The 20,774-nt window shown below is 72.3% G+C and carries 2 protein-coding genes; both read left to right on the forward strand.

Features of this window, described 5'->3' with window-relative positions; genetic code table 11:
* The first annotated feature begins 26 nt into the window (after positions 1-26).
* A complete protein-coding gene (locus HNR22_RS31100; protein WP_179778578.1) occupies positions 27-18,962 on the forward strand; it encodes a type I polyketide synthase in 18,936 nt (6,311 codons plus the stop codon).
* Positions 18,963-18,990: 28 nt separating this feature from the next.
* Entirely contained in the window at positions 18,991-20,760 is a 1,770-nt protein-coding gene (locus HNR22_RS01020; RefSeq protein WP_179778579.1) for a methylmalonyl-CoA mutase subunit beta, read from the forward strand.
* Positions 20,761-20,774 lie beyond the last annotated feature (14 nt).

A 20,774-nucleotide genomic window follows, 5' to 3' on the forward strand; every position in this document is an offset into this window, starting at 1 on the left:
CACACTCTCTCGGACAGGTGATTCCCATGGCGAACGAAGATCGGCTCCGCGAGTACCTCAAGCGCGTCACCGCCGAACTGCACGAGACCAGCGAGCGGTTGCAGGAAGTGGAGGCCCGGCACCGCGAGCCGATCGCCATCATCGCCATGAGCTGCCGGTTCCCCGGTGGCGTGGACTCCCCGGAGTCGCTGTGGCAACTCGTCGACTCGGGTGTCGACGCCATCGGGGAGTTCCCCGCCGAACGCGGCTGGGAGGTGGAGAAGCTCTACCACCCCGACCCGGACCACCCCGGCACGTCGTACACCCGGCACGGTGGCTTCCTGCACGACGCCGGTGACTTCGATCCCGCGTTCTTTGGCATCTCACCTCGGGAGGCGCTGGCCACCGACGCGCAGCAGCGCCTGCTGCTGGAGACGTCCTGGGAGGCCTTCGAGCGGGCCGGCGTCGACCCCGTCGCCCTCAAGGGCAGCCGGACCGGGGTCTTCACCGGCGTGATGTACCACGACTATGCCGCGCTGGTCGGTGAGCTGGGCGACTCCGCTGAGGGTTCGCTGGGCACCGGCAGCACCGGCAGCATCGCGTCCGGCCGGATCGCGTACACGTTCGGCCTTGAGGGCACCGCCGTCACCGTGGACACCGCCTGCTCGTCGTCGCTGGTCGCTCTGCACCTGGCCGCCCAGGCGCTGCGCCAGGGGGAGTGTGACCTCGCGCTGGCCGGCGGCGTCACCGTGATGGCCACCCCCGGGGCGTTCCTGGCCTTCTCCCGCCAGCGTGGCCTCGCCCCGGACGGCCGCTGCAAGCCGTTCTCCGACGACGCCGACGGAACCGGTTGGGGCGAGGGCGTCGGCATGCTGCTGGTGGAGCGTCTCTCCGACGCGGTCCGCAACGGTCACCCGGTGCTCGCCGTGGTGCGGGGGAGCGCGGTCAACCAGGACGGCGCCTCGAACGGCCTGACCGCCCCGAACGGGCCGTCGCAGCAACGCGTCATCCGGGCCGCGCTGACCAACGCCGGCCTGGGCACCGCCGATGTCGACGCGGTCGAGGCCCACGGCACCGGCACCACGCTGGGCGACCCGATCGAGGCGCAGGCCCTGCTGGCCACCTACGGTCAGGACCGGCCCGCCGACCAGCCACTGTGGCTCGGCTCGATCAAGTCGAACATCGGCCACACCCAGGCCGCCGCCGGTGTCGCCGGCATCATCAAAATGGTCATGGCGATGCGCCACGGCCGGATTCCCCGCAGCCTGCACGCCGACCAGCCGTCCACGCACGTCGACTGGACCGCCGGAGCGGTCCGCGTCGCCGCCGAGCCCCAGCCGTGGCCGCAACGCCCCGGACCCCGCCGGGCGGGTGTCTCCTCGTTCGGCGTCTCCGGCACGAACGCCCACATCATCCTCGAAGAGCCCACGCCGGCCGCCGTCCCGGAGGGGGAGCGGTTTCCGGCCACCGGGGTGGTGCCGTGGGTGATCTCGGCGCGCTCCCCGGAGGCGTTGCGGGGGCAGGCCGCCCGACTCGTATCGGTGGAGGCGGACCCGGTGGATGTCGGGTTCACCCTGGCCGCGCACCGCACGGCACACCCGCAGCGCGCGGTGGTGTTCGGGCCGGAGGAACTGGCGGCGCTGGCCAACGGTGAGCCGGGTCCGGTCACCGGGTCGGTGGTGCGGGGCAGGACGGCGTTCGTGTTCTCCGGTCAGGGGTCGCAGCGGCCGCGTATGGGGCTGGGGTTGGCGTCGTCGTTCCCGGTGTTCGCTGAGGCGTTCGACGCTGCCTGCGCGGAGCTGGACCGTCATCTCGACCGCCCGTTGCGCGAGGTGATCGCCGAGGGCGGCGACCTGGATCAGACGGTCTACACGCAGACCGCTTTGTTCGCGGTTGAGGTCGCCCTGTTCCGCCTCATTGAGTCGTTCGGGGTCGCGCCGGACTACCTGGTTGGTCATTCGATCGGTGAAATCGCCGCCGCGCACGTTTCCGGGGTGCTGTCCCTCGCCGACGCCGCGAAGCTGGTTACCGCGCGGGGTCGCCTGATGCAGGCCCTGCCGACCGGCGGGGTGATGGTCGCGGTACGGGCCACGGAAGCGGAGGTGCTGCCGTTGCTGACCGACGGGGTGTCCATCGCCGCCATCAACGGTCCCCGCTCGGTGGTGCTGTCGGGTGCCGCTGACGAGGTGGCCGCGGTGGCGAAGAAGTACAAGTCGAAGCGGTTGCGGGTGAGTCACGCGTTCCACTCGGTGTTGATGGAGCCGATGCTGGCCGACTTTGCCCAGGTCGCGGAGACGTTGACTTACGAGTCGCCGCGGATTCCGATCGTGTCCAACGTGACCGGACAGATCGCCGAGAGGCAGGACGCCGACTACTGGATGCGGCACGTGCGGGAGGCGGTGCGCTTCGCCGACGGCATCTCCACCCTGGAAAACCTGGGCGTCAGCACGTTTGTCGAGATCGGCCCGGACGGGGTCCTGTCCGCGATGGGCGCCGACTGTGTCACGGATGCGGTGTTCGTTCCCGTGCAACGCTCTGACCGCGACCAACCGACCACCCTGCTCACCGCCCTCGCCCAGGTCTTCGTGCGCGGCGTCGCGGTCGACTGGACGCCGTGCTACCCCGGCGCGCGGCGCGTCGACCTGCCCACCTACGCCTTCCACCACCAGCGTTTCTGGCCGGTCGGCACCGGCACGCCCACCGGCAGCGGCGGCACCGGCCATCCGCTGCTGGACACCGCCATCACCCTCGCCGGCGCGGACGAACTCGTCGTCACCGGCCGGTGGACCCTCGCCACCCACCCCTGGCTCGCCGACCACGCCCTCGCCGGGACGGTCGTCGTCCCCGGAGCGGCCCTCGTCGACCTGGCCCTGGCCGCCGGCGACCGGGTCGGCTGCGACCGGGTCGAGGAACTCACCACCGGAACACCGCTCACCCTCGGCGGCGACGCCGTGCACGTCCAGGTCCGGGTCGGGCCCGCCGACACCGACGGGCGTCGTGCCGTCGGCATCCACGCGAGCCCCGACGGCGAATCGTGGGTCGAGCACGCCGCTGGCGTACTCATGCCTGACCGCGGCGCGGTGAACCCGCCGCCGACCGCCTGGCCGCCGCCCGGCGCGACCGCCGTCGCCCTGGACGGCCTCTACGAGGCCTTCGCCGACCGCGGCCTGGTCTACGGCCCGACCTTCCGCGCGCTGCGCGCCGCGTGGCGTGACCACGAGCAGGTGTACGCGGACATCGCCCTCGACGACACCGTGCAGACCGAAGGGTTCCAGCTGCACCCGGCGGCCCTCGACGCCGCCCTGCACGCCATCGGCGCCGGGAACCTGCTGCCCGCCCACGCCGACGGCGCCAGCGTGCCCTTCAGCTGGTCCGGCGTCACCCTGCACGCGATCGGCGGCGCGGCCGTTCGCGCCCGGATCCGCTCCCTCGGCGCCGACGCCGTCCGACTGGACCTGACCGACGCCGCAGGCCAGTCGGTCCTCACCGTCGACCGTCTCGTCCTGCGCCCGCTCACCACCCCGACCGCCGGCACCGCCACCGCCGACGCGCTGCTGCACCTCGGCTGGCTTCCGCTGGCGCCGTCCGGCGCGAGCGTCGCCGGCCCGGTGGTGATCCACCGGGTCGACCCCGCCGGTGACGACGTCGTCACCGGCACCCACGACCGCGCCGCCGCCGTCCTGGAAACCCTCCAGTCCTGGCTGGGCGCCGGGCCGCAGGAGGGCGAACGGCTGGTCGTCGTCACGACCGGCGCGGTCGCCACGGCCGGCGAGCCGGTCACCGACCCCGGGGCCGCAGCCGTCTGGGGACTCGTCCGGGCGGCTCAGTCCGAGCACCCCGGTCGCTTCGTCCTGGTCGACGTCGACGGCACGGACGAGTCCGAGGCGGCGCTGCCCGGGCTGCTCGCCACCGGGGAGCCGCAGGCCGCGTTGCGCGACGGCGACGCGACCACGCCACGGCTCACCCGACCACCGTCCGGCACCGAGCTGCGGGCCCTCAATCTGGCCGACGGTACGGTGCTGGTCACCGGCGCCACCGGACAGCTCGGCCGGTACGTGGCGCGGCACCTGGTCACGGCGCACGACGTACGCGACCTGCTGCTGCTGAGCCGCCGTGGCGCTGACGCGCCGGGTGCGGCGGAGCTCCTGGCGGAGTTGTCCGAGCTGGGGGCGTCCGCGCGGCTGGTCGCGGTGGACGTGGCCGACCGGGCGGCACTGGCCGAGGTGATCGCCGGCGCCCCGGAGCTGTCCGGCGTGGTGCACGCGGCCGGTGTGCTCGACGACGGCATTGTCACCGGGCTGTCGGTGCAACGGTTGTCGGCGGTGCTGCGGGCGAAGGTCGATGCGGGGTGGTATCTGCACGAGTTGACGCGGGATCGGCGGTTGTCGGCGTTCGTGTTGTTCTCGTCGGCCGCCGGGGTGTTCGGCAATGCGGGTCAGGGCGCGTACGCGGCCGGCAACGCGTTCCTCGACGCCCTCGCACAGCACCGCCACGGGCTCGGACTGCCGGCCACCTCGCTGGCCTGGGGACCCTGGGACGTCGGCATGGCGGCCAGCATCGACGCCGTCGACCGGGAACGCCTCCTCCGAGGCGGCGCCCGGGAACTCACCGCGGAGCAGGGCCTCGCGCTCTTCGACCGGGCGGCTGCCGAGGACACGGCCGTCGCCGTGCCGGTGCGACTCGACCTGCGGGCGATCCGGGCAGCCGGGGCCGTCCCGGCCGTCCTCCAGCACCTGGTACGCGTCCGTCGTACCGCTGCGGCCTCCGCGCCGCTGCGTGACCGCCTCGCGAACCTCGACCACGAGGCTCGTCGGGCTGTTCTTCTGGATGTGGTGTCGTCGCGGGTGGCGGTGGTTTTGGGTCATCCGCAGGGGTGGTCGGTGGATGGTGGTCAGGCGTTTGGTGAGTTGGGTTTTGATTCGTTGACGGCGGTGGAGTTTCGGAATGGGTTGGCGGCGGTGACCGGGTTGCGGTTGTCGGCGACGACGGTGTTCGATTATCCGACTCCGGATGTCCTGGTTGATCATCTGGTGGCGGAGTTGGTGGGGGCGGCGGCTCCGGTCGCGGCGGTGGCGGCGACGGTGGATGTGGATGAGCCGATCGCGATCGTCGGGATGGCCTGCCGTTTCCCGGGTGGGGTGGATTCCCCGGAGAGCCTCTGGCGGTTGGTCGAGTCCGACGGTGAGGGGACAGGCGACTTCCCGACCGATCGCGGTTGGGATCTGGAGACGTTGGCGGAGACGTCCCTGACGGGCCGGGGCGGTTTCCTGCCGAACGCGGCGGATTTCGATGCGGAGTTCTTTGGCATTTCGCCGCGTGAGGCGTTGGCGATGGATCCGCAGCAGCGGTTGTTGCTGGAGGCGAGTTGGGAGGCGTTGGAGCGGGCCGGAATTGAGCCGTCCTCCTTGCGCGGATCTGACACGGGAGTTTTTGCCGGTCTGATGTACCACGACTACGCCGGCCTGGCCCAGCAGAGTCCCGACGGTCTTGAGGGTTTTTTGGGGACGGGTAATTCGGGGAGTGTGGTGTCGGGTCGGGTTTCGTATTCGTTTGGGTTTGAGGGTCCGGCGGTGACGGTGGATACGGCGTGTTCGTCGTCGTTGGTGGCGTTGCATTTGGCGGTGCAGGCGTTGCGTCGTGGTGAGTGTTCGTTGGCGTTGGCTGGTGGGGTGACGGTGATGGCGACGCCGTCGGCTTTTGTGGAGTTTTCGCGGCAGCGTGGGTTGTCGGTGGATGGTCGGTGTCGGTCGTTTGCGGAGGGGGCGGGGGGGACGGGTTGGTCTGAGGGTGTTGGTGTGTTGTTGGTGGAGCGGTTGTCGGATGCGGTGCGGGGTGGGCATCGGGTTTTGGCGGTGGTGCGGGGGAGTGCGGTTAATCAGGATGGTGCGTCGAATGGTTTGACGGCGCCGAATGGTCCGTCTCAGCAGCGGGTGATTCGGGCGGCGTTGGGTGCTGCGGGGTTGTCGTCGGGTGATGTGGATGTGGTGGAGGCGCATGGGACGGCGACGGTTCTGGGTGATCCGATCGAGGCGCAGGCGTTGTTGGCGACCTATGGTCAGGGTCGTTCTGATGATCGGCCGTTGTGGCTCGGTTCGATCAAGTCGAACATAGGTCACACGCAGGCCGCGGCGGGTGTCGCGGGGGTCATCAAGATGGTTGAGGCGATGCGGCATGGGGTGTTGCCGCGCACGTTGCATGTGGATGCGCCGACGTCGCAGGTGGATTGGTCGGCCGGTGCGGTCCGGCTGCTGACCGAGGCCCAGCCGTGGTCGGCCGACGGACGCCCGCGTCGTGCGGGGGTGTCGTCGTTCGGGATCTCCGGCACCAACGCCCACGTCATCATCGAAGAGCCACCCATCGTGGACGTCTCCTCCGACGCGAAGCCGGAAGCACCCGAGGTGGTGCCGTGGGTGCTGTCGGCCCGGTCGCCGCAGGCGTTGCGGGGGCAGGCCGCCCGGCTGATGCCGGTGGAGGCCGACCGGGTGGATGTCGGGTTCACCCTGGCCGCACACCGTACGACGCACGCGCATCGGGCGGTCGTGTTCGGCCCGGGGGAGCTGGCGGCACTGGCCAACGGTGAGCCGGGTCCGGCCACCGGGTCGGTGGTGCGCGGGAAGACGGCATTCGTGTTCTCCGGTCAGGGGTCGCAGCGCCCGGGTATGGGTCTGGGGTTGGCGGCGTCATTCCCGGTGTTCGCCGAGGCGTTCGACGCTGCCTGCGCGGAGCTGGACCGTCACCTCGACCGGCCGATCCGCGAGGTGATCGCCGAGGGCGACGACCTAGATCAGACCGTCTACACCCAGGCGGCGTTGTTCGCCGTCGAGGTGGCGTTGTTCCGCCTGGTCGAGTCGTTCGGTGTTACCCCCGATTTCCTGGTGGGGCATTCGATTGGTGAGATCGCCGCCGCGCAGGTTTCCGGGGTGCTGTCCCTGTCGGATGCGGCGAAGCTTGTCGCGGCCCGTGGTCGGTTGATGCAGGCCCTGCCGGCCGGTGGGGTCATGGTTGCGGTGCGGGCCACTGAGGCGGAGGTGCTGCCGCTGCTGACCGACGGCGTGTCGGTTGCGGCGATCAACGGCCCCCGCTCGGTGGTGCTGTCCGGGACCGCCGATGAGGTCGCGGTCGTCGCCGCCCACTTCGAGAAGTCGAAGCGGTTGCGGGTGAGTCACGCGTTCCACTCGGTGTTGATGGAGCCGATGCTGGCCGAGTTCGCCCAGGTCGCGGGGTCGTTGACCTACGCGCAGCCCCGGATTCCGGTGGTGTCGAACGTGACCGGGCAGGTCGCGGAAACCCAGGACGCCGCCTACTGGGTGCGGCACGTGCGGGAGGCCGTCCGGTTCGCCGACGGCATCGCCACCCTGGAGAACCTGGGCGTCACCACGTTCGTGGAGATCGGCCCCGACGGGGTCCTGTCGGCCATGGGCGCGGACTGCGTTTCCGACGCGGTGTTCGTACCCGTGCAGCGCTCTGACCGCGACCAACCGACCACCCTGCTCACCGCCCTCGCCCAGGTCTTCGTGCGCGGCGTCGCGGTCGACTGGACGCCGTGCCTGACCGGCGGACGCCTCATCGACCTGCCCACCTACGCCTTCCACCACCAGCGCTACTGGCCGACCGCACCCGACACCGCCACCGACGCGGCCGGCATCGGGCTCGCGACCGTCGACCACCCGTTCTGGGCCGCCGCCGCCGACCTGCCCGAGCAGGACAGCGTGCTGCTCACCGGCCGCCTTTCCGCCCGCGCCCAGCCCTGGCTGGCCGACCACGTGATCGGCGGCGCACTGCTGGTGCCCGGTGCCGCGCTGGTCGACCTCGCCCTGGCCGCCGGCGACCACGCCGGCCTGAACCACCTCGACGAACTCACCATCGAAGCCCCGATGGTGCTGCCCACCAGCGGCGGCACCCTGACCATCCGCGCCCTTGTCGGCCCGCTCACCGGGGACAACCCGGCCGCGAACGGCGAACGGCGCGACATCACGCTCTACGCCCGCCCCGACGACACCGGCGAATGGCAGCGACACGCTTCCGGCACCCTCACCACCGTCGAGGCGGCCGACACCCCGGGTCACTGGACGCCGGGAGCAACCGACGAGGTGCCGGTCGACGGCGTCTACCCCGGCTTCGCCGAGGTCGGGTTCGACTACGGGCCGCACCTGCGGGGCCTGCACGGTGCGTGGCGCCGCGACGGTGAGCTTCTTGCCGACGTGGCCCTCGCCGACGACCTCACCCCGGACGGTTTCCTGCTGCACCCCGCGCTCCTCGACGCCGCCCTGCACGGCCTCGCCCTCGGTGTCCTCGACGGCGACACGACCGGCCTCCCGTTCTCCTGGACCGGCGTCACCGTGCACGCCACCGGGGCGCGCGCAGCCCGGGTACGGATCAGCCGGGCCGGCGCCGACGCGATCACCCTCGATCTGCGCGACGCCGAGAACCGGCCTGTCGCCACAGTGGACCGGCTCGTGCTCCGCCCCTACACGCCGACGACGGGCGCGACGCTGCGCCCGTACCGGGTGGAATGGACGCCGATTCCCCAGCTCGACGTCCCCGCGACACTGCTCACCGACCACGCGGATCTGGCCGCGATGCTGGCCGCCGGCCGCGTGCCGACCGGCCCTGTCCTCTGGTACGCCGAGCCCGGCCCCGCCACCGACCCCGTGATCGCCGCGCACGCCGCCACCACCCGCACCCTGGAGGTGCTGCAGTCCTGGGTGGCCGACGATCGGCTCGCCGGTGTGCGGCTGGTCGTCGCGACCCGGCACGCCGTGCGGACCGGCGACGAGCCGTTGACCGATCTCGCCGGAGCCGCTGTGCACGGGTTGGTGCGCAGCGCCCAGGCCGAACACCCGGACCGGTTCGTGCTGGTCGACATCGACGACGGGCCCGGTTCTCTTGCGCTGCTCCCCGCCGCCGCGCACTGTGGTGAGCCGCAGCTGGCGATCCGCGGCGGAGTGGTCAGCGTGCCGCGACTCGTCCGACCGCCGGCCGAGGAACCGCACCCGTTCTCCTTCGGCACCGGAACGGTGCTGGTCACCGGCGCGTTGGGCACACTCGGCCGACTCGTGGTGCGACACCTGATCACCACCCACGGTGTGCGCGACCTGTTGCTGCTCAGCCGTCGCGGCGCGGAATCCCCCGGAGCGGCCGAGTTCCTGGCGGACCTCGCCGCGCTCGGTGCGTCCGCCCGGCTGGTGGCCGCGGACGCGACCGATCGGACCGCACTGTCCCAGGCCATCGCCGAGGCCCCGGAGCTGACCGGCGTCGTACACCTCGCCGGTGTGCTCGACGACGGCGTCGTCACCGGGCTCTCCGCGGAGCGGTTGTCGGCGGTGCTGCGGGCGAAGGTCGATGCGGGGTGGTATCTGCACGAGTTGACGCGGGATCGGGAGTTGTCGGCGTTCGTGTTGTTCTCGTCGGCTGCGGGGGTGTTCGGTAACGCGGGCCAGGGCGCGTACGCGGCCGGCAACGCGTTCCTCGACGCCCTCGCACAGCACCGCCACGGGCTGGGACTCCCAGCGGTCTCCCTCGCCTGGGGGCTCTGGGCCGACGCCAGCGACCTGAGCGCGAACGCCGACCAGCGGCGCCTCGGCCGTGGCGGGGTGCTCCCGCTGACCGCCGAGCAGGGACTCGCCCTGCTCGACGCCGCCTGTGTGTCGTCACCGCCGGTCAGCGTGCCGATCCTGCTGGACCTCGCGGCGGTCGCCGCGTCCGGCAGCGTACCCGCGCTCCTGCGGCGGCTGGTCCGTCCTGCGCGCCGGGTGGCCGCCGCCGCGACCGACACGTCGTCGCTGCGAGCGCGGCTCGCCGACCTCGGTCATGACGCTCGTCGGGCTGTTCTTCTGGATGTGGTGTCGTCGCGGGTGGCGGTGGTTTTGGGTCATCCGCAGGGGTGGTCGGTGGATGGTGGTCAGGCGTTTGGTGAGTTGGGTTTTGATTCGTTGACGGCGGTGGAGTTTCGGAATGGGTTGGCGGCGGTGACCGGGTTGCGGTTGTCGGCGACGACGGTGTTCGATTATCCGACTCCGGATGTCCTGGTTGATCATCTGGTGGCGGAGTTGGTGGGGGCGGCGGCTCCGGTCGCGGCGGTGGCGGCGACGGTGGATGTGGATGAGCCGATCGCGATCGTCGGGATGGCCTGCCGTTTCCCGGGTGGGGTGGATTCCCCGGAGAGCCTCTGGCGGATGGTCGAGTCCGACGGAGAAGGGATCACCGACTTCCCGACCGATCGCGGATGGGACCTGGAGACGCTGTTCGACCCGGACCAGTCTCGGACGGACACCTCGTACACGCGCCGGGGTGGCTTCCTCTCCACCGCCGCCGAGTTCGACGCGGAGTTCTTCGGGATCTCGCCGCGTGAGGCGTTGGCCATGGACCCGCAGCAGCGCCTGTTGCTGGAGGCGAGCTGGGAAGCCGTGGAACGGGCCGGAATCGACCCGCACTCCTTGCGCGGATCCGACACCGGGGTCTTCGCCGGCCTGATGTACCACGACTACGGGCCATTCGCACAACAGAGCCCCGACGGCCTCGAAGGATTCCTGGGGACGGGTAATTCGGGGAGTGTGGTGTCGGGTCGGGTTTCGTATTCGTTTGGGTTTGAGGGTCCGGCGGTGACGGTGGATACGGCGTGTTCGTCGTCGTTGGTGGCGTTGCATTTGGCGGTGCAGGCGTTGCGTCGTGGTGAGTGTTCGTTGGCGTTGGCTGGTGGGGTGACGGTGATGGCGACGCCGTCGGCTTTTGTGGAGTTTTCGCGGCAGCGTGGGTTGTCGGTGGATGGTCGGTGTCGGTCGTTTGCGGAGGGGGCGGGGGGGACGGGTTGGTCTGAGGGTGTTGGTGTGTTGTTGGTGGAGCGGTTGTCGGATGCGGTGCGGGGTGGGCATCGGGTTTTGGCGGTGGTGCGGGGGAGTGCGGTTAATCAGGATGGTGCGTCGAATGGTTTGACGGCGCCGAATGGTCCGTCTCAGCAGCGGGTGATTCGGGCGGCGTTGGGTGCTGCGGGGTTGTCGTCGGGTGATGTGGATGTGGTGGAGGCGCATGGGACGGCGACGGTTCTGGGTGATCCGATCGAGGCGCAGGCGTTGTTGGCGACCTATGGTCAGGGTCGTTCTGATGATCGGCCGTTGTGGCTCGGTTCGATCAAGTCGAACATAGGTCACACGCAGGCCGCGGCGGGTGTCGCGGGGGTCATCAAGATGGTTGAGGCGATGCGGCATGGGGTGTTGCCGCGCACGTTGCATGTGGATGCGCCGACGTCGCAGGTGGATTGGTCGGCCGGTGCGGTCCGGCTGCTGACCGAGGCCCAGCCGTGGTCGGCCGACGGGCGCCCGCGTCGTGCGGGGGTGTCGTCGTTCGGGATCTCCGGCACCAACGCCCACGTCATCCTGGAGGAACCCCCCTCGGCAGCGGTCCCGGCGCAGGAGAGGCCCCCCACCAGCGAGATGGTGCCGTGGGTCCTGTCGGCCCGGTCGCCGGAGGGTTTGCGGGGTCAGGCGTCGCGGTTGGCGGCGGTGACGGGTGTGGATTCGGTGGATGTCGGGTTCTCGTTGGTGTCGTCGCGGTCGTTGCACGCGTATCGGGCGGTGGTGTTCGGGTCGGAGGAGCTGGCGGCGTTGGCTGCTGGTGAGTCGGGTCCGGTCGTCGGGTCGGTGGTGCGCGGGAAGACGGCGTTCGTGTTCTCCGGTCAGGGGTCGCAGCGGCCGGGTATGGGTCTGGGGTTGGCGTCGTCGTTCCCGGTGTTCGCCGAGGCGTTCGACGCGGCCTGCGTGGAGCTGGATCGTCATCTCGACCGGCCGATCCGCGAGGTGATCTTGAACGACGCGGAGGCCCTGGATCAGACGGTCCACACGCAGGCGGCGTTGTTCGCGGTCGAGGTGGCGTTGTTCCGCCTCGTTGAGTCGTTCGGCGTGACGCCGGATTACCTGGTGGGGCATTCGATCGGTGAGATCGCCGCCGCGCACGTTTCCGGGGTGCTGTCCCTGTCGGATGCGGCGAAGTTGGTCGCCGCCCGTGGTCGGTTGATGCAGGCTCTGCCGCCGGGTGGGGTGATGGTCGCGGTGCGGGCCACCGAGGCCGACGTGCTGCCGCTGTTGACCGACGGCGTGTCTGTCGCGGCGGTCAACGGCCCACGTTCGGTGGTGCTGTCGGGTGTGGCCGACGAGGTCGCTGCGGTGGCGGCGAAATTCAAGAAGTCGAAGCGTCTGCGGGTGAGTCACGCGTTCCACTCGGTGTTGATGGAGCCGATGCTGACCGAGTTCGCTCAGGTCGCGCAGACGTTGACCTACGCGCAGCCCCGGATCCCGGTGGTGTCGAACCTGACGGGGCAGGTCGCGGAGACGCAGGACGCCGGCTACTGGGTGCGGCACGTGCGGGAGGCGGTGCGCTTCGCCGACGGCATCTCCACCCTGGAAAACCTGGGTGTCAGCACGTTCGTGGAGATCGGCCCGGACGGTGTGCTCTCCGCGATGGGTGCCGACTGCGTGACCGACGCGGTGTTCGTACCCGTGCAACGCTCTGACCGCGACCAACCGACCACCCTGCTCACCGCCCTGGCGCAGGTCTTCGTGCGCGGCGTCGCGGTGGACTGGACGCCGTGCCTGACCGGCGGCCGCCTCATCGACCTGCCCACCTACGCCTTCCAGCACCAGCGCTACTGGCCGAGGCCCGGCGCCCGGACGACGAACGCCACCGACGCCGCCTTCTGGGACGCCGTCGAACGGGCGGACCTCGACGCCCTCACCGCGATCCTGAAACTCGACGACAGCGCCGCCCTCACCCCGCTGCTCCCGGCCCTGGCCTCCTGGCGGCGCGACAACACGGCCGGGCCGCTCGGCCGCTACGGCATCGACTGGGCCCCGCTGCCGTCGGCCGCCGCACCCACCGGGACCTGGCTGATCGCCGAACCGGCCGGTGACACCCGCGTCTCGGACGCCCTCGCCGCCGCCGGCCTGGACCTGCGGCGCGGCACTCCGGACGAGGCCACGATGAGGGACGTCACCGGCGTGGCCGCCGTGGTGGACGACCCCGCGCAGGCCCTGCACGCCGTGCAGACCCACCAGTCCCTGCGCACCGACATCCCGCTCTGGCTGATCACCAGCGGCGCCGTGGCCGCCAGCCCGCACGACCGGGCGCCCACCACGCCCGCCGCGGCCGTCTGGGGCCTCGGCCGAGTAGCCGCCCTGGAACTCCGCCATGGGTGGGGCGGCGTCGTCGACCTGCCCGCCGGCCCGGTCGACGGACCGTTGCTCGCCGCCGCGCTGACCGGCTCCGGGGGCGAGGACCAGATCGCCGTCCGCGACGGGCTGCTCGGCCGGCGACTCGTCCCGTCGACCGGTACGGGTCGACAGTGGCAGCCGCGCGGCACCGTCCTGATCACCGGCGGCACCGGCGCACTCGGCGCGCACGCCGCCCGGTGGGCTGCCGGCCACGGCGCCGAGCACCTGGTCCTGCTCAGCCGCCGGGGGGAGGCGGCACCCGGGGCCCTCGACCTGCGCGACGAACTGGCCGCCGCCGGGGCGCGCGTCACGATCAGCGCCGTCGACCTGGCCGACCGGGACGCTCTCGGTGCGGTCGTCGCGGATCTGAACGCGGCGGGTGACACCGTCACCGCGGTACTGCACACCGCCGGCGTCGCCACCCACGCCCCGCTCGCGGAGCTGACCGCCGACGCCATCGCCGACGTCATGGCCGCCAAGGTGCTCGGAGCGACGCAGCTGGACGAGCTGTTCCGCGACACGCCGCTGGACGCCTTCGTGCTGTTCTCGTCCATCGCCGGTGTCTGGGGCAGCGGAGACCACGCCGCCTACGCGGCCGCCAACGCGGCCCTGGACGCGGTCGCCGAACAGCGCCGCTCCCGAGGGCTCACCGCGACCTCGATCGGCTGGGGCCCATGGGCGGACGGCGGCATGGCCGCCGACAACGCGGTGGACGAGCAACTGCGCCGACGCGGCCTGCGCCCGATGGCCCCCGAACGGGCCCTGCGCGGGCTGCGCTCGGCGGTCGCCGACGACCGTACGAGTGTCGTCGTCGCCGACGTCGACTGGGCGACGTTCGCCCCGGCGTTCACCGCCGTCCGGCCGAGCCCGCTGCTCGACGGTGTTCCGGAGGTGCACGCCCTCACCGCCCAGCCGGAATCCGAGACGGACGACGGCTGGCGGACCGAGCTGCTGGCCCTCACCGGGGCCCAGCGGACGCACGCGGTGCTGGAGACCGTCCGGACACACGTCGCGGAGGTGCTCCGGCTGCCGTCGGCGCACGCGGTGGACCCCGGTCGTTCGTTCACCGAGATCGGCTTCGACTCGCTGACCGGTGTCGAGCTGCGCAACCGGCTCGGCACCGCCACCGGGCTGCGGCTGCCCACCACGCTGATCTTCGATCACCCGACGCCGAAGGCGCTCGCCGCGTACCTCGAGAACGAGGTTGCCGGGGTGACCGACACGACGCCGGCCGCCGCCGTCGCGGGCCGCACCGACGAACCGATCGCGATCGTCGCGATGTCCTGCCGCTTCCCCGGCGGCATCGGCTCCCCCGAGGAGCTGTGGCGGTTGCTCGCCGACGGTGGCGACGCCATCGGCGCCTTCCCCACCGACCGGGGCTGGGACCTGGACGCCCTCTACGACCCGGACCCGGACGCCATCGGCACCACCTACGTCCGCGAGGGCGGCTTCCTGGCCGGGGCCACCGAGTTCGACGCCGGGTTCTTCGGCATCTCGCCCCGGGAGGCCCTGGCCATGGACCCGCAGCAGCGGCTGCTGCTGGAGACAGCGTGGGAGGCGTTCGAGCGCGGCGGTGTGCCGACCGACGCGCTGCGCGGAAGCCAGACCGGGGTCTTCGTCGGCACCAACAACCTCGACTACGGTCCGCTGCTCACCGGTGAGCAGGAAGCCGCCGAGGGCTACGTCAGCACCGGCAACGCGGCGAGCGTCGTCTCCGGACGGATCTCCTACACCTTCGGGCTGGAGGGACCCGCGGTCACAGTGGACACCGCCTGCTCGTCCTCGCTGGTCGCCCTGCACTGGGCGAGCCAGGCCCTGCGGCAGGGCGAGTGCGACCTTGCCCTGGCCGGCGGTGTCACAGTGATGTCCACCCCGGGCGCGTTCATCGAATTCAGCCGCCAACGTGGCCTGTCCGCCACGGCCCGGTGCCGGGCCTTCTCCGCTGGCGCGGACGGGACGATCTGGGGCGAGGGCGTCGGCATGCTCCTGCTGGAACGGCTCAGCGACGCCGTCGCCAACTGTCACCCGGTGCTCGCGGTGGTCCGGGGAAGCGCTGTCAACCAGGACGGCGCGTCGAACGGGCTGACCGCCCCGAACGGGCCGTCGCAGCAACGGGTGATCCGGGCGGCTCTGGCCAACGCTGGTGTGTCGGCCGCCGACGTCGACGTGGTGGAGGCGCACGGCACCGGCACCAGACTGGGCGACCCGATCGAGGCGCAGGCGCTGCTCGCGACGTACGGGCAGGGTCGGTCCGCCGACCAGCCGCTGTGGCTGGGGTCGGTGAAGTCGAACATCGGCCACACCCAGGCCGCGGCCGGTGTCGCCGGCATCATCAAGATGGTCGAGGCGATGCGGCACGAGACCCTGCCGCGTACGCTGCACGCCGACCAGCCCAGCCCGCACGTGGACTGGACCGCGGGGGCGGTGGCGCTGCTCACCGAGGAGCAGCCGTGGGCGCGCACCGGCGACCGGCCACGTCGGGCGGCGATCTCGTCGTTCGGGTTCAGCGGCACGAACGCGCACGCCGTGCTGGAGGAACCGCCGACCCCGCAGCCGTCGGTGGCCGCCGAGCCCGAGCCGCAGCAGGCGCCGGTGATGGCGCTGCCGCTGTCGGCGCGTAGCGTGCCCGCGCTGCGTGAGCAGGGTGCGCGGCTGCGGCAGCAGCTCTCGGCGGGGGCCGATCCGAAGGACGTGATCCACTCGATCACCACCACCCGCAGCGTCCTGGAGGAGCGGGCGGTGGTGGTCGGCGCCGACACCGAGGCCCTGGTCGCGGCGCTCGACACCCTGGCCGCCGGCGGCGACCACGCTGCGCTGGTCACCGGATCGGCGGTGCGTGGACGTACGGCGTTCGTGTTCTCCGGGCAGGGGTCGCAGCGCCCGGGCATGGGCCTGGAACTGGCCGCCGCGTACCCCGTCTTCGCCGAGGCGTTCGACGCCGCCTGCGCCGAGCTGGATCGTCACCTCGACCGGCCGCTGCGCGCGGTCATCGCCGACGGCGGCGACCTCGACCAGACGGCCTACACGCAGGCTGCGTTGTTCGCTGTCGAGGTGGCACTGTTCCGCCTCGTTGAGTCGTTCGGCGTCACCCCGGACTTCCTGGTGGGGCACTCGATCGGTGAGATCGCGGCGGCGCACGTGGCCGGGGTGTTGTCGCTGGCCGACGCGGCGAAGCTGGTCGCGGCGCGCGGTCGGTTGATGCAGGCGTTGCCGGCTGGTGGCGTGATGGTGGCGGTGCGGGCGACCGAGGCGGAGGTGTTGCCGCTGTTGGTTGACGGGGTGTCGGTTGCGGCGGTCAACGGTCCGCGTTCGGTGGTGCTGTCCGGTGTGGCCGACGGGGTGGCGGCCGTGGCCGCCCATTTTGAGAAGTCCAAGCAGCTCAGGGTTTCTCACGCGTTCCATTCGGTGTTGATGGAGCCGATGCTGGTGGAGTTCGCGTCGGTGGCTGCCGGGTTGGCGTACGGGCAGCCGCAGATTCCCGTCATCTCCAACGTGACGGGGCAGATCGCCGAGACGCAGGACGCCGCGTACTGGGTGCGGCACGTGCGGGAGGCGGTTCGCTTCGCCGACGGCATCGCGACGCTGGAGGGCCTCGGTGTCACCACGTTCGTGGAGATCGGCCCGGACGGTGTGCTGTCGGCGATGGGCGCGGACTGCGTGGCCGATGCCGTCTTCGTGCCGGTGCAGCGCGCCGACCGGGACCAGCCCACCACCTTCCTGACGGCTCTGGCCGGCGCCTTCGTCCGCGGGGTCGCCGTCGACTGGGACACGTGCAGCCCCGGCGGCCGACGCGTCGACCTGCCCACCTACCCCTTCCAGCGCGTCCGCTTCTGGCCGTCCCCGGTCGAGCGGGCCACCGTCGACCCGGTGGACAGCGAGTTCTGGCAGGCCGTCGAGGAGGGCGACCTCAGCCCGCTGGGTATCACCGGAGACGGCAGCGACCTGCTGCCCGCCCTGACCGCGTGGCGTCAGGATCGGCGGGCCACCCGAGCCCGCGACTCGTGGCGCTACGAGGAGGCGTGGACCCCGACCACCCCGACCGCCACGACGGTCAGCGGGGCGTGGCTGGTGCTCGGCGACGACGCGTACCCGACTGCCGCCCCCGAAGCTCTCGCCGCGTCCGGCGCCGAGGTGCGTACCGTCCCGGTCCTCGGCCTGGACCGCGCTGCCGTGGCCGACCAGCTCCGCCTGGCCGACGCCGGCGGTCCGATCGCCGGGGCCGTCGCGTCCGCTGGCACCCCCGAGGCGGCGCTCGTCCTCGTCCAGGCGTACGCCGATGCCGCTGTCGACGCGCCGCTCTGGATGGTGACCACCGCAGCCGTCGCCACCGACCCCGGTGACCAGGTCGACCCGTCCGCCTCGGCGGTGTGGGGCCTGGGCCGGGTCGCCGCCCTGGAACTGCCGCACCGCTGGGGTGGCCTCCTGGACGTTCCCGCCGACTGGGCCGGCGAGCATCTCGCCGCCGCGCTCGGTGGCGGCGAGGACCAGCTCGCCATTCGCGGTGACCGGGTCCTCGCTCGGCGCCTGCGGCACGCTCCCGCGCCCGTCGGCCGGTGGCGCCCGCGCGGCACGGTCCTGGTCGTCGGCGACACCAGCGGCGACATCGCCCGCTGGGTGGCGGCCGAGGGCGCCGACCAGGTGATCGTCACCGAGAGCATCGCCGAGGTGGACGACGGCGTGGTCACCTACCAGGCGTGCACCGGCAACGACCGCGCCGACGTGGCCGATCTGCTGACCCGCGTCCGGGCCGACGGCGTCGCGCTGACGGCGGTCGTCCTCGCCGACCGCTGCGAGCCCGCCCCCGCGCCCCTGACCGACACCGACCCCGACGCCTGGGACACCCCGGCGGTACGCCGAGCCCGGCACCTGACCGACCTGATCCACGAGGACCTGGACGCCTTCGTCGTCTTCACCTCGGTCGCCGGCACCTGGGGCGGCGGTCTGCAGGCCGCCGCGGCGGTGGCCGCCACCACAGTGGAAGCGCTCGCCCAGCGGGCCGGCGGCACCGCGATCGCCTGGGGCCCGTGGACCGGGAGCGACCAACGCCTGCGCCGCCACGGCCTGACCGCCCTTGCGCCGCACGCCGCCCTCGATGCGATGGCGGCAGCGGCCGCCACGGCCGGCCGGGTCGTCCTCGCCGATGTCGACTGGCCCCGGTTCGCGCGCGCCTTCACCGGCACCCGACCCAGCCGGCTGCTCACCGACCTGCCCGAGGTGCCCGTCTCGGTGGCGGGGCAGGCCCCGGCCGGGGACGCCGGAGCCACCGCCGCGCTGCGCGACGAGTGGCGCGCCCTGACCGAACCGGAACAGGATCGGGCGGCCCTCGACCTGGTACGCGGCACCGTCGCCGCCGTCCTGGGGCACGGCACCCTGGAAGCCGTCCCACCCACCCGGGCCTTCACCGAACTCGGCTTCGACTCGCTCACCGCGGTCGAGCTTCGCAACCGGCTCGGCCGGGTCACCGGCCTCAACCTGCCGCCCACGGCCGCGTTCGACCACCCGACCGCGCTGGCCCTCGCCGGTCACATCCGGCACACGGTCATCGGCGACGGTCTGGACCTGACCGGCGGGCTCTTCGCCGAACTGGACCGTCTCGAAGCGGGCCTCGCCGTGTCCACGCCGGACAGCACCACCCGCAGCCGGACGGTTCTGCGACTCCAGGCCTTCATCAACCGCCTCAACGACGTCGTCGAGCCGGTCACCGAGGAGGCACCACCGCTCGAAGAAGCCAGCGACGAGGAACTGTTCGCCTTCATCCGCAGTGAGCTCGGCCGCGCCTGAACGCGCCGGGGCAAGGAGGAACACACTCATGACACGCGACTTCCCGGTGCCCGCCATCGAGGACTGGCAGCGGCTCACGCTCAGTGTGCTGCGCAGGTCCGGAAGGGCGGACGAGAACACCGCCGCGGGTGAGGCGGCCGACCTGCTGGCCACCACCACGTACGACGGGTTCCCGCTGGCGCCGCTCTACACCTCGCGGGACACCACCGTGCCCGACGGGCTGCCCGGGCAGGCGCCGTTCACCCGGGGCGGCGGCGTCGCCGGCCGGTGGGACGTGCGCACCGTGCACACCGACCCCGACCCGGTACGCACCGCCGCGGCGGCCCGTGCCGACCTGCACGGCGGGGCGACCTCGCTGTGGCTGCGGGCGGCCGCCCCCGAACAGTTGGGCGAGCTGCTCACCGGTGTCCCGCTGGACCGCACCGGCATCGTGCTCGATGCCGGCACCGAGACCGACAAGGCCACCGCCGCCCTGCTGGACGTGGCCGCTCGGCAGAACATCGAGCCCCGCGTGTTGCGGGGGAACCTCGGCGCCGACCCGTACGGCGCGTTCGCGGCAACCGGCATCGAACCGGAACTCGACGTCGCCGCGGACCTGGCGGCCCAGTCCGTGACGGCACACCCCGAGCTGCGGGCGCTGACCGTGGACGTGACCACGTATCACGACGCGGGCGGCAGCGACGCCGAGGAACTGGGCTGCGCGCTGGCCACCGGTGTCGCGTACCTGCGGGCGATGAGCGACCGGGGGATCCCGCTCACCGGGTCGCTCGACCAACTCGAGTTCCGGTACGCCGCGACCGCCGACCAGTTCGCCACGATCGCCAAGCTCCGGGCGGCCCGCCGGCTCTGGCACCGGGTCACCGAGGTCGCCGGCGCGAACCGACAGTCGGCGCAGCGGCAGCACGCCGTGACCTCGGGCGCGATGATGACCGCCCGCGACCCGTGGAGCAATCTGCTGCGTACCACGCTCGCCTGTTTCGGGGCGGGCATCGGCGGCGCCGGTGCGATCACGGTGCAGCCGTTCGACGTGGCCCTGGGCCGGCCCGACGAGACGGCCCAGCGGATCGCCCGCAACACCCAGCTCATCCTGCTGGACGAGGCGCACCTGCACCGGGTCACCGATCCGGCCGGCGGGTCCTGGTACGTCGAGTCGCGCACCGACGAGCTGGCCCGGGCGGCGTGGGACTGGTTCACCACGATCGAGAGGGCGGGCGGCATCGGGACGGCGCTGCGCAGCGGTCTGGTCGCGGACCGGCTGGCCGCGACCTGGGAGCGCCGGGCGACGCGTGTGGCCCGCCGTCAGGACGCGATCACCGGGGTCAGCGAGTTCCCCGATCTCGACGAGCAGGTCCCGACGCGCCACGCCGTGCCACCGGCTCCGGTGGGCGGTCTGCCCCGCCAGCGTTACGCGGAGCGGTTCGAGGAGCTGCGCCGACGGGCCGACGGCGCGACCACGGCCCCGGTGGTGCACCTGGTCACGATCGGCCGGGCGTCCGACCACAGCGCCCGGGTCGCCTTCGCCGCGAACCTGTTCGCGGCCGGCGGCATCCGCACCGTGACGACCGCTGCCGACGATCCGGTTCCGCCGGGCGCCGTGGCGTGCGTCTGCTCGTCCGACCGTCTCTACGCCGAGCAGGCCGCGCCGGTCACGGCCGCGCTCCGGCAGGCCGGCGCCGCGAAGATCTGGCTGGCCGGGCGGCCGGGCGGCCAGACGGGCGTCGACGACCACCTGTACGCCGGGTGCGACGCCGTCCGCGTGCTGGAGACCACCCTCGACGACCTCGGAGTCCCGCGATGATCCCCTCGTACGCC

Source organism: Micromonospora jinlongensis (genome assembly GCF_013410645.1).
Taxonomy (GTDB): Bacteria; Actinomycetota; Actinomycetes; order Mycobacteriales; family Micromonosporaceae; genus Micromonospora; species Micromonospora zamorensis.

Coding starts and splice junctions, on each gene's coding strand:
- HNR22_RS31100 (WP_179778578.1), top strand. CDS start 27: ATGGCGAACGAAGATCGGCTCCGCGAGTACCTCAAGCGCGTCACCGCC.
- HNR22_RS01020 (WP_179778579.1), top strand. CDS start 18,991: ATGACACGCGACTTCCCGGTGCCCGCCATCGAGGACTGGCAGCGGCTC.